This is a genomic window from Nocardioides sp. QY071 (assembly GCF_029961765.1).
In the GTDB taxonomy this organism is placed as follows: domain Bacteria; phylum Actinomycetota; class Actinomycetes; order Propionibacteriales; family Nocardioidaceae; genus Nocardioides.
Genome location: NZ_CP124681.1, coordinates 5,576,083 through 5,587,277 on the forward strand (window position 1 = coordinate 5,576,083; position 11,195 = coordinate 5,587,277).

The 11,195-nt window shown below is 70.8% G+C and carries 14 protein-coding genes; 4 read left to right on the forward strand and 10 right to left on the reverse strand.

Going from position 1 to position 11,195, the window contains the following annotated elements; all coding sequences use genetic code 11:
• Positions 1–50: 50 nt before the first annotated feature.
• From QI633_RS26905 to QI633_RS26920, 4 genes are read left to right on the forward strand one after another with little or no spacing between them, the layout of a single operon-like run.
• Positions 51–1,265 carry a pyridoxal phosphate-dependent aminotransferase gene (locus QI633_RS26905; protein WP_141796530.1) on the forward strand — a complete coding sequence of 405 codons (1,215 nt, stop codon included), beginning with the start codon at positions 51–53 and terminating at the stop codon, positions 1,263–1,265.
• 59 nt (positions 1,266–1,324) lie between these two features.
• Positions 1,325–2,104: a lysophospholipid acyltransferase family protein gene (locus QI633_RS26910; protein ID WP_141796529.1), complete on the forward strand. Its 780-nt coding sequence runs from the start codon at positions 1,325–1,327 to the stop codon at positions 2,102–2,104.
• A gap of 11 nt (positions 2,105–2,115) precedes the next feature.
• Positions 2,116–2,784, forward strand: coding sequence for a response regulator transcription factor (locus QI633_RS26915; RefSeq protein WP_141796528.1), 669 nt, complete (start codon positions 2,116–2,118; stop codon positions 2,782–2,784).
• Between the two features lie 2 nt (positions 2,785–2,786).
• A complete protein-coding gene (locus tag QI633_RS26920; protein ID WP_141796527.1) occupies positions 2,787–4,007 on the forward strand; it encodes a HAMP domain-containing sensor histidine kinase in 1,221 nt (406 codons plus the stop codon).
• Here the strand turns inward: QI633_RS26920 and QI633_RS26925 are convergent.
• The 10 genes from QI633_RS26925 to rpmH all read right to left on the reverse strand — a co-directional run bounded on the left by QI633_RS26925 (position 3,953) and on the right by rpmH (position 10,766).
• Positions 3,953–4,489: a hypothetical protein gene (locus tag QI633_RS26925; protein ID WP_141796526.1), complete on the reverse strand. Its 537-nt coding sequence runs from the start codon at positions 4,487–4,489 to the stop codon at positions 3,953–3,955. The two genes, QI633_RS26920 and QI633_RS26925, sit on opposite strands and share 55 nt — an antisense overlap.
• Positions 4,490–4,661: 172 nt before the next feature.
• Positions 4,662–5,129: a GNAT family N-acetyltransferase gene (locus QI633_RS26930; RefSeq protein ID WP_282427705.1), complete on the reverse strand. Its 468-nt coding sequence runs from the start codon at positions 5,127–5,129 to the stop codon at positions 4,662–4,664.
• 122 nt (positions 5,130–5,251) lie between these two features.
• Positions 5,252–6,292, reverse strand: a complete 1,041-nt coding sequence (locus QI633_RS26935; RefSeq protein WP_282427706.1) for a ParB/RepB/Spo0J family partition protein — start codon at positions 6,290–6,292, stop codon at positions 5,252–5,254.
• Positions 6,289–7,137, reverse strand: coding sequence for a ParA family protein (locus tag QI633_RS26940; protein WP_282429330.1), 849 nt, complete (start codon positions 7,135–7,137; stop codon positions 6,289–6,291). The genes QI633_RS26935 and QI633_RS26940 overlap by 4 nt, the downstream gene beginning before the upstream one ends.
• Positions 7,138–7,388: 251 nt before the next feature.
• The gene (gene rsmG / locus QI633_RS26945; RefSeq protein ID WP_260805679.1) at positions 7,389–8,195 is read right to left on the reverse strand and encodes a 16S rRNA (guanine(527)-N(7))-methyltransferase RsmG; all 807 of its coding nucleotides are present in this window, start codon (positions 8,193–8,195) and stop codon (positions 7,389–7,391) included.
• A gap of 22 nt (positions 8,196–8,217) precedes the next feature.
• Entirely contained in the window at positions 8,218–8,721 is a 504-nt protein-coding gene (locus QI633_RS26950) for a R3H domain-containing nucleic acid-binding protein (protein ID WP_141800792.1), read from the reverse strand.
• A gap of 59 nt (positions 8,722–8,780) precedes the next feature.
• Complete coding sequence (yidC, locus tag QI633_RS26955; RefSeq protein WP_141796521.1) at positions 8,781–9,857, reverse strand: membrane protein insertase YidC; 1,077 nt, start codon at positions 9,855–9,857, stop codon at positions 8,781–8,783.
• Between the two features lie 3 nt (positions 9,858–9,860).
• Positions 9,861–10,184: a membrane protein insertion efficiency factor YidD gene (yidD, locus tag QI633_RS26960; RefSeq protein WP_141796520.1), complete on the reverse strand. Its 324-nt coding sequence runs from the start codon at positions 10,182–10,184 to the stop codon at positions 9,861–9,863.
• The gene (gene rnpA, locus QI633_RS26965; protein WP_282427707.1) at positions 10,181–10,585 is read right to left on the reverse strand and encodes a ribonuclease P protein component; all 405 of its coding nucleotides are present in this window, start codon (positions 10,583–10,585) and stop codon (positions 10,181–10,183) included. The genes yidD and rnpA overlap by 4 nt, the downstream gene beginning before the upstream one ends.
• A 43-nt stretch (positions 10,586–10,628) precedes the next feature.
• Positions 10,629–10,766 (reverse strand): 50S ribosomal protein L34, encoded by a 138-nt coding sequence (gene rpmH / locus QI633_RS26970; protein ID WP_075018668.1) that lies wholly within the window; start codon positions 10,764–10,766, stop codon positions 10,629–10,631.
• Between the last annotated feature and the right edge of the window lie 429 nt (positions 10,767–11,195).

An 11,195-nucleotide genomic window follows, 5' to 3' on the forward strand; every position in this document is an offset into this window, starting at 1 on the left:
TCGGTGAGCGAGCCGGAAACCGGTGGCGCGGACCTGAGAGAATGCGGTTCGTGCGCAAGATCCGCCAGAGCCAGAAGCTCCGCAACGTCCGCTACGACGTCCGGGGACCGATCCTCGTCGAGGCCCAGCGCCTCGAGGCCGAGGGTCACAAGATCCTCAAGCTCAACATCGGGAACCCGGCACCGTTCGGCTTCGAGGCACCCGAGGCGATCGTGGCCGACATGGTGCACAACCTGCCCGAGGCCCAGGGCTACTCCGACTCGCGCGGCATCTACTCCGCCCGCACCGCGGTCGCGCAGTTCTACCAGTCGCGCGGCCTCAAGGACACCGCCGTCGAGGACGTCTTCATCGGCAACGGCGTCTCCGAGATGATCTCGATGGTCCTGCAGGCGTTCCTCGACGACGGCAACGAGATCCTCGTGCCGGCGCCCGACTACCCGCTGTGGACGGGCGCGGTGTCGCTGTCCGGCGGTACGCCGGTCCACTACCGGTGCGACGAGGAGAACGGCTGGATGCCGGACCTCGAGGACATCGAGTCGAAGATCACCGAGAACACCCACGGCCTGGTGATCATCAACCCCAACAACCCCACAGGTGCGGTCTACAGCAAGGAGATGGTGGCCAAGCTGGTCGACATCGCCCGGCGCCACGACCTGGTGGTCTTCGCCGACGAGATCTACGAGAAGATCCTGTTCGACGACGCCGAGCACCACCACGCGGCCGCGGCCGCCGGCAACGACGTCCTGTGCCTGACCTTCAGCGGGCTGTCCAAGGCCTACCGGGTGTGCGGCTACCGCGCCGGCTGGGTGATGATCTCGGGTCCCAAGGAGCTCGCCGAGGACTTCCTCGAGGGCCTGACCACGCTCTCCAACATGCGCATGTGCGCCAACGTCCCCGCCCAGCACGCGATCCAGACCGCGCTGGGCGGCTACCAGTCGATCAACGAGCTGATCGTCCCCGGCGGCCGGTTCTACGAGCAGGCGATGCTCGCCGACAAGCTGCTCAACGAGATCCCCGGCGTCTCCTCGGTCCGCCCCCGCGGCGCCCTCTACTGCTTCCCGCGCCTGGACCCCGAGGTCTACCCGATCGACGACGACGAGGCCTTCGTCATCGAGCTGCTGCGGGCCAAGAAGATCCTGGTCACCCACGGCACCGGCTTCAACTGGTTCGCTCCCGACCACTTCCGGCTGGTCACGCTTCCGGACGTGGAGGTGCTCGAGGAGGCGATCGGCCGGATCGCGGACTTCCTCGCCGCGCGGCGCTGACCCTCCCGCACCTCAGACGCCCTCTGGGCCGGCCCCCGCCCGCCTGTCAGACTCTCGTCATGCTCGACATCACCTACCCGCCCGTCATCGTCACCGCCAAGGTGCTGTTCAAGCTGATGCGGCAGAAGGTCGTCGTGTCGGGCTCGGAGAACGTGCCGCGCAAGGGCGGCGCGCTGATGGCCATCAACCACACCGGCTACATCGACTTCATCTACGCCGGCGCGGGTGCCGAGCCGCGCAAGCGGCTGGTCCGGTTCATGATCAAGAAGGAGATGATGGACGCGCCGGGCGTGGGTCATCTGCTCCGCTCCTTCCACCACATCCGCGTCGACCGGTCCTCGGGCCTGCAGGCCATGAAGGACGCGCTGGCCTACCTCAAGGCCGGTGAGGTCGTCGGCATCTACCCCGAGGCCACCATCTCGCGCTCGTTCGAGATCAAGGAGCTCAAGTCCGGTGCCGCGCGGATCGCTGCGGACGCCGGCGTACCTCTCATCCCGGTCATCGTGTGGGGCGCCCACCGCTTGATGACCAAGGACCACCCGAAGGACTTCTCCCGCTCCGCCAAGACGATCATCGTCAAGGTCGGCGAGCCGATGTATCCCACCGGCGAGGACACCGACGCCGAGACCGCCGAGCTGCGGGTCGTGATGCAGCGGATGCTCGACGAGGTCATCGCGGAGTACCCCGAGGCCGAGAAGGCCCCGGGCAGCTGGTGGACCCCGGCCCGGTTCGGCGGCTCTGCCCCGACCCCGGACGAGGCCGACGCGCTGGACAAGGCCGAGCTGCGGGCCCGGGCGGCCAAGCGGGCCGCCAAGGCCGCCGAGAAGAAGGCCGGCTGAGCGGTCCCGCCGTGGACGCGCCACTGGTCCTGCTCGTCGAGGACGACGACGACCTGCGGACGACGACCCGCCTGGTCCTCGAGTCCCGCGGGTTCCGCGTCGTCACGGCCGCGGACGGCGAGGCCGGTTGGACGGCGTACCTCACCCAGCCGGTGGACCTCGCCGTCGTCGACGTCGTGCTCCCGAAGCTCGACGGGCTGCGGCTGACCGAGCGGATCCGCACGGACGGTGAGCTGCCTGTGCTGCTGCTCACCGCACGCGACCTGCCCCGCGACCAGGTGGTCGGCTTCGACGCGGGTGCCGATGACTACGTCGTGAAGCCGTTCGACGGCGACGTGCTGGAGGCCCGGCTGCGCTCCCTGCTGCGCCGGCGCGGTGGGGCCGCGCCCTCGCGGGTGGTGGAGCGCGACGGGCTGCGGATCGATGTCGACGGGATGACCGTGGAGCGCCACGGCGTACCCGTGGACCTGTCGGCCACCGAGTTCCGGCTGCTGACGGCCTTCCTCGACAACGCCGGCATCGTGCTGGGCCGCACCCGGCTGCTCGAGTTGGTGTGGGGGAGCACCACGTGGGGCGACGCACACGTCGTCGACGTCACCGTGCAGCGGCTGCGCGCGAAGATCGGGGCCGAGCACGTGGTCACCGTGCGCGGGGCGGGCTACAAGATGCTGCGGGACTGACGGTGCCGTCCGCGCTGTCGGGCTGGCGCCACTCGCTGCGCACCCGGATCACCCTCGCCGTCCTCGGCGCGGCCCTCGCGACCCTGCTCGGCGTCGGGGTGGTCGTCGACCACCAGTCGGCCGTGGACGCCCGCGACCGGCTGCGCACGCAGGCGCTGACCGAGCTCTCCGCCGGGATCGCGGTGCTCGAGGTGACCTCCACGCTGCGCTACGACCTGTCCCTCGACCCCGTCCGGCTGCCCGCCCCCCTCCGGACCTCTCTGCCCGCGGCGGGGGAGGATCGCGCGGCGACGTACTACGCCGACGGTCGGATGTGGGCGGCCCGCCGCCTCGGACCGGACCGGGTCGCGAGCGTGGCACTGGACGACGGGCCTGTGCGAGCCGCGCGGTCGTCGCTGCGTCGGCGCATGCTGCTCGCGGCGGGCGCCGTGCTACCGCTGACCGCGCTACTGGGCCTCCTGGTGGGTGCCGGACTCAGCCGGAGACTCCGCCGGGCCGCGGCTGCAGCCGAGGTGATCAGCCACGGCGGCACGGCGCGCTGCACCGTCACCGGCCGCGACGAGGTGGCCGCGCTCTCGCGAGCGGTCGACGACATGGCTGACGCGCTCGAACGAAGGTTCCACGTGGAACAAGCGTTCTCCGCCGACGTCGCCCACGAGCTACGCACCCCCGTCGCCGGGCTGGTGAGCGCCAGTGAGCTGCTCCCGCCGGGCGAGCCCACCGACCTGCTCCGCGGCCTGGTCGCCCGGCTGCGACATCTGGTGGAGGACCTTCTCGAGGTGGCCCGCCTGGACAGCGGCACGGAGGAGATCGCCCTGTCCGTGCACCACCTCGGTGCCCTGGTGCCAGGCGCGGCGGTCGAGCGCGACGCCAAGGTCCTCGTCGACCCTCGCCGCGTCGAGAGGATCGTCACCAACCTGGTGGCCAACGCCGAGCGGCACGGCGGCGGGGTCACGAGCCTGGTCGTGGACGGGCCACGGGTCGTCGTACGCGACGGGGGAACGGGCTTCCCGGCCGACATCCTGACCGCCGGCGCGATCAGGTTCCGCAGCACCGGGCAAGGCACCGGCCTCGGGCTCACCATCGTGCACGGCCAGGCCCGCACTCTGGGCGCCACGGTCACCATGGCGAACCTGCCGGCCGGCGGCGCAGAGGTCGTGGTGAGCTTTCAGGAGCCGGGGCCCAGCTCCGGTTCCACCGGGTCGACCGTCTGCAGCGGGTAGGTCTGCGTCGCCAGCATCCCCTCCGGCACCTTCCCCTCGACCGTGATGGTGATCGTCCCGTACGTCGCCGATGCCTCACCCTCCACGATGTCGGACACCACGACCTTTGCCGGCACAGTCACGTCGGTGCCCTCGGCGCAGCTCGGGTCGCAGTTGTTGGCAACCAGCTTCCCGATGGCTGTGGCCTCGTCGGCACCCCAGTCGCTCCACGCGAGGTCGGTCAGGCTCTGGTTCCCGTCGGCGCAGGCCACGGTCACCGACGCCGGGCTCGCCACCGGCTCGCCGACACAGTCGAGGAGGTAGGTCACCGCGGCCCGGGCGGCGATCGCCGGGTCGGTGGCCGTGCCCGTCGTACCCGATCCGGCGCCGGGGGTCGCCTTCACCGGCGCTTCGTCCTCGACACCACAGGCAGCGAGCGCGCCGAGGGAGAGGACCAGTGCCCCGGCGAGGGCGGCGGTACGGCTGTTACGGCTGGGGTTCATGATCGTCCGTTCTGCTGGGAACCGGCGGATCTCACCGGCCTGAGCAGCGTCACGTCCCAGCCTCACACGAGCCCGGCACGAAGGTCACAGCAGCCTCACAGATCATGTATCACTTTGGCGATATATCGCTTTCTCGATCTATCTCTTTGTCGACAAAAGGAGTGCGTGCAGGTCAGAGCACCAGCTTGAGGCGGGGAGCCGAGGTGCGCACGAAGCCTGCGCGCTGGTAGACGCCGAGCGCCGCGACCGTCGCGCTGAGGTCGACCCGGTCCGCACCCACGCTGCGCGCCCAGGCGACGACGTCGTCGACGAGCCGGCTCGCATGTCCCTCGCCTCGGTGCTCGGGCCGCGTGACGACGTTGACGAGCCGGACACTGCGGCCGGTCGGGCAGTGCGGATCCGGAACGCCGACCTCCAGGTTCCCGGTCGCCGTCGCCACGACGACACCACCAGCATCGACGACCACGACCCGGGCACGCGCCGGGTCGTTCGAGGCGGTCCGCAGCCAGGCTGCCGCGTGGTCGCGCCATCCGCCGATGCCGGACGCCTCACCGGCGGAGATCAGGTCCCACAGGCTCAGCACCTGCTCCGCATCCTGCGGTGTGGCGGAGCGGAGCACAGGCTGGGGGCGGCGGGTCATGGCCGGCAGTCTCGCAGTGCGCGGTTCGTCCTGTCCGGGGCCTGGTGCCGTTCCACGTGAAACAGGGCGCGACCGGCGTAGCGGTCGCGCCCTCTCGCGCGTTCCGGTGACCGGATGATCGGTCAGATCGGGCGATCGTTCCGGTTGCGCGGGTCGATCAGGTCGACGATGCGCTGCAGGTCGCCGGTGTTGGCGAACTCGATCGAGATCTTGCCCTTGGCCTTGCCCAGGTCGATCTTGACCCGGGTCTCCAGCCGGTCGCCGAGCCGCTCGGAGAGCTCGCCCAGGCCGGGCGCCTGCGGCTTCGCGCGACGCGGGCGGGGCGTCGTACCGCCGGCGCCGTCGCCGACCGCGACGATCTCCTCCAGGCCCCGCACCGAGATGCCCTCGGCGACGACCCGCTGGGCCAGGCGGTCCTGCTGGTCGGCGTCGCCGACGCCGAGGAGCGCCCGGGCGTGGCCGGCGGACAGGACGCCCGCCGCGACCCGGCGCTGGACGGCGGGGGAGAGCTTGAGCAGGCGCAGCGTGTTGCTGATCTGCGGGCGCGATCGACCGATCCGCTGGGCCAGCTCGTCGTGCGTGCAGGAGAAGTCCTCGAGCAGCTGCTGGTAGGCCGCAGCCTCCTCGAGCGGGTTCAGGTTGCTGCGGTGCAGGTTCTCGAGCAGCGCGTCGCGCAGCATGTCGGTGTCGTCGGTCTCGCGCACGATCGCGGGGATCGTGGCGAGGCCGGCGGCCTGGGTGGCACGCCAGCGGCGCTCACCCATGACCAGCTCGTAGCTGTCAGCGGCCGTCCTGCGGACCACGACGGGCTGGAGCAGGCCGATCTCCTTGATGGAGTGGACCAGCTCGGCCATCGCCTCCTCGTCGAAGACGGTGCGAGGGTTGACCGCGTTGGGGGAGATCTGCTCGACCGGCAGCTCGGCGAAGTAGGCACCGTCGACGGGCGCCAGAGCCGAATCCGCGATCTGAGCGCCGTTCTCCGACCCGGTGGACCTGGGGTCCGCCGTTGCGCTGGAAGTCGCTCCAGCGGCAAAGTCCGAATTCTGAGCATCCCGGTTGACATCCCCGTCCGCGACCGGGGCAGGTACGGGCGTCGGAGGGGCGGTCGGGATGAGCGAGCCGAGGCCGCGACCGAGGCCGCGGCGGGGGGCTTGAGCGTTCACGAGAGACTCCCTCGGACGACGATCTCGCGCGCCGCTTCGAGGTAGCTGAGCGCGCCCGGCGAACCCGGATCGTAGGTCATCACGGTCTGGCCGTACGACGGCGCCTCGGACACCCGCACCGACCGAGGGATCGCGGTCTTGAGCACCTGGTCGCCGAAGTGCTCGCGCACCTCGGTGGCGACGCCGGCGGCGAGCCGGGTGCGGGCGTCGTACATCGTGAGCACGATGGTCGACACGGCGAGCTCGGGGTTGAGGTGCGCGCGGACCATGTCGACGGTCGCGAGCAGCTGGCCGAGACCCTCGAGCGCGTAGTACTCCGCCTGGATCGGGATGAGCATCTCCGCTCCCGCGACGAGCGCGTTCAGGGTGAGCAGGCCGAGCGAGGGCGGGCAGTCGATGAAGACGTAGTCGAACCGGTCCTCGCCGACGGACTCGGCGGTGCCGATACGCGGGTGGGCGTCGAGCGCCTTCTTGAGGCGCTGCTCGCGAGCCACGACGCTGACCAGCTCGATCTCGGCACCGGCCAGGTCGATGGTCGCCGGGACCACCCACAGGCCGGACGCGTCGGGGCAGGGCTGGGAGATGTCGGAGATGGCGACCCCGTCGACGAGCAGTTCGTACGACGAGGGCGTGCCCTGCCGGTGCTCGATGTTGAGCGCCGTCGACGCATTGCCCTGCGGGTCGAGGTCGATGACCAGGACGCGCTGGCCGAGCTGGGTCAGCGCGGCCGCCAGGTTGACCGTGGAGGTGGTCTTGCCGACGCCGCCCTTCTGGTTGGCGACCACGAAGATCCGGGTCTCCGACGGGCGACTCAGCTGCTCCTGCGGGATGCCGGCGCGGACCATGACCGTCGCCTGCGCAGCCCGGGCCAGCGGAGTGAGGTCGTCCTCGAAGCCGGCTGCGCGCTCGGCGAGCTGGGCCGCGGTGAGCGGGCCGGTGGCTACAGCTGGGCCTGTTTCACGTGAAACGTGGTCCTTGGTCATGCCAGCCCCCTCTGACCCAGCCTGTGGATAACTTCCGGCGTTCTGTGGAGACTCACGCTCAGCACCCGCCTCCGGACCGGTGGAAAACCCGGGACCAGGACCCAACGAGTCGCTCACGACTTCCTCCTCTTCCTACGCGACGAGCCACCACGCGATCCCCGAGAACCGCGCTGGCCACGAAGCGGCAACGATACGCGGGCCGGATCGGCCCACGACAGACGGACGATGCGGATCGGCTCGACGGCACCGTCGGCCGCGAGCTCCGCGCCCAGCTCCTCCACGACTGCTGGGGCACAGCCCAGCCGGCGGGTGATCTCCTCGGCCTCCGCGACCTCCTCGGCCGCGCTGCTGCCCTTCATGGCCAGCAGGGCGCCCTCCGGTGCGACCAGCGGCATGCACCAGGCCGCCAGCTTGTCGAGGGCGGCGACGGCGCGTGCCGTGACGACGTCGTAGGTCGCCACCCCGTGTACCGCGTCCGCTCGGCCACGGACCACCGTGACGTTGTCGAGGCCGAGGCGCTCGACGGCCTCCTCGAGGAAGGTCGTACGCCGCAGCAGGGGCTCGATCAGCGTCACCTGTACGTCGGGGCGGGCGATCGCGAGAACCAGGCCGGGCAGGCCCGCTCCGGACCCGACGTCGGCAACGCTGGCGTCGGCGGGCAGGGCGGCGGCCAGCAGGCCGCAGTTGATCAGGTGGCGCTCCCAGAGCCGGGGGGTCTCGCGGGGGCCGATCAGGCCACGGACGACACCATCGGTCGCCAGCAGGTCGGCGTACGCCAGCACGAGATCGAGGCGGTCGGCGGAGAAGACCTCCGCCAGGACCGCCGGGGGAGTAGGGAGGGCAGCACGCAGCACCCCCGGGTCCGCCCGGCCCTCAGGGCCGGGGGACACCGGGGGTGTGGTGCCGTCGTCGTGTTTCACGTGAAACGTCGACAGGGGGTGGTCACGCCGGCAGAACCACGACGTAGCGCCGCGGCTCGACACCGGCGGACTCCGAACGCAGGCCCGCGGCGGCGACCGCGTCGTGCACGATCTTCCGCTCGAACGGCGACATCGGCTCCAGCGAGACGGGCTCGCCCGACTTCGCGACCTCGGCGGCCGTCTCGGCACCGAGCTGGGTCAGCCGGGTCCGCTTGTCGGCCCGGTAGCCGGAGATGTCGAGCATCAGGCGCGAGCGCTCACCGGTCTCCCGGTAGACCGCGAGACGGGTGAGCTCCTGCAGCGCCTCGAGGACCTTGCCGTCGCGGCCCACGAGCTGGGAGAGCTCGCCACCGACGATCGACACGGCGGCCCGGTCGGCTTCCACGTCGATGTCCAGGTCGCCATCGAGGTCGGCGATGTCGAGGAGCTCCTCGAGGTAGTCGGCCGCGATGTCGCCCTCCTGCTCGAGGCGGGAGATGCGGTCGCCCTCGCCGGCGGGGGCGTCGGCCTGGTCGGTCTCGACCACCGTCTCCTCGGTCTCCTCGGTCTCGGTCACGACCTCGGTACCGGTCTCGGTCTCGGCGCTCACTTGCTGTCTCCCTCGCTCTTCTCGGTTCCGGCCTCGGGGTCGTTGCCGTCCCCGTCGGCCGATGGGTTCTTGGCGCCGGCGCCGGCGGCAGTGCCGCCCGGCTTCGGCGTGGTGGTCCTGCGCTGGGCCCGGGTCTGCCGCTTGGGCTGCTGGCGCGTGCTCGGCCGCTGCTCCGGCTCCGGCACGGCTTCGGTGATCGTCTCGGTCGCGCTGTGGCCGTGGCGGGCCGCCTTGGCCTTGTCGCGGTCCAGCTTGGCCTGGAACGCGGGCGTGCCCGGCGCCGGGTTGTTCCGGATCACGTAGAACTGCTGGCCCATGGTCCACAGGTTCGAGGTCGTCCAGTAGAGGAGCACGCCGATCGGGAACGCGATGCCACCGAGGCCGAAGGCCACCGGGAGGATGTAGAGCAGCATCTTCTGCTGCTGCGCGTAGGGACCGCTCATCGCCTCGGCCGGCATGTTCTTGGCCATCAGCTGACGCTGGGTGGTGAAGGTGGTCGCCGTCATCGCCAGCACCAGGATCGCTGCCACGATCATCACGCCCGCGTGCGGCGTGGGGCCCCACGTGCGCGAGGCCCAGAAGTTCCCGTCGATCGGCAGCTCGCCGAAGATCTTCGCGTGGCCGAACTCGTGGGCCTTCGCCGCGGTGAGGAAGCCGTGTGGCTTGTCCGCCTTCGCGGCCTGCGAGAGCAGCCGGAACAGGGCGAAGAAGATCGGCATCTGGAGCAGGATCGGCAGGCAGGACGCGAACGGGTTGGTCCCGGCGTCCTTGTAGAGCTTCATCGTCTCCTCGGCCAGCTTCTGCCGGTCGTGGCCGTACTTCTTCTGCAGCTCCTTCACCTTGGGCTGCAGCAGCTGCATGTTGCGGCTGGACTTGATCTGCTTGACGAACAGCGGGATCAGCGCCGCACGGATCACCAGGGTCAGGCCGATGATCGACAGCGCCCAGGACAGACCGCCCTTGGGGTCCAGGCCGAGGATGTCGAACAGCTTGTGCCAGCCGAGGAGCACCGCCGAGATGATGTAGTACAGCGGCACCATGATGAAGTGGCCGATGTCGCCGATGATGCCCACGAATCAGGCTCCTTGCTGGAAGGGGTGACGCCCGGCGGTCGCCGGGCGGAGTTCGGAGTCGCGCTCAGCGCGCGTGGGGGAGAGGGTCTCGTCCGGCCCGTGATCGTGACCGCGTCGCGGCGGGACGTGGTCGACGCCGCCGGGGGACCAGGGGTGACAGCGCAGCAGCCGCCGCACCGCCAGCCACGTGCCACGCAACGCCCCGTGCACCTGGAGCGCCTGGACGGCGTACGCCGAGCACGACGGGTAGTAGCGGCAGGTCGGGCCCAGGAACGGACTGACGACGAGCTGGTAGCCGCGCACCAGGCCGATCAGCAACCACTTCATCGCGCCTCCTGACCGGCCGGGTGACCCTGCGAGGTCACGCGGTCCAGACAACGTGCGAGGTCGCCCACCAGTTCCGGGTACGACGCCGCCGCGGCCGCTGCCTGCGCACGCACCACGAGCACGGAGCCCGCGGGCAGACCCTCGAGCGCCGGTCGTACAGCGTGCCGCAGCCGCCGCTTCACGCGGTTGCGGACGACGGCGTTGCCGACGGCCTTGCTGACCACGAAGCCCGCTCGCGCGGGATCGGCCGGCTCCACACGGACCCCGGACATGCCGACAACCTGCAGCTCGTCAGGGAGCAGCAGGTGGGCGACGAGGGTGCGCGAGCCACCACGACGACCCTTGCGACTGGCGGTCCGGAACAGGTCCGGTTCGGTCAGCCGGTGGTCGGCGGCAAGCACGTCAGCCCCACGGGAACCGCTGGGCGGACACGCTGGTCCGTCCTCAGACGGACAGGCTCGAGCGGCCCTTCCGGCGACGGTTCGCCAGGATGGCGCGACCGGCGCGGGTGCGCATGCGCAGTCGGAAACCGTGCACCTTGTGGCGACGACGGTTGTTGGGCTGGTACGTCCGCTTGCTCACGATCGGCCTCTCAGGATGATGCAGATGTCGGGAAGGGTCTCCGGCAGCCGGGAGCGAGCTCCGATCGGGAGCCGCGCAGCATGTCGGCCGGCACCGCGCAGCCACGATGACCGGGGGATCCCGGGGCTTCGTGGACATGCGGCACCGGTCGACGCCGGTTGACCAATCAACGGTACGCGGACGCTGGATCGGGGGTCAAACCGGCGACGCCCGGACCGCCGCCGGGCGCGTCGGATGAGAGCGACATCAAAACCTGTGGATAGCGGGTTGATCCACAGGCACCTGGCAGTTAGGTTCGACGGATCCGGGATTCCCCGCCGGTGCCGGCCGCCTCGGTCGACGTACGTCGCACAGCAGCTCCGTCCTTCTCGGGAAAGTGCCGCTGACCTGCGCAAACAGTCGGCTCAGGACGATCCGGACCGGCCTCGG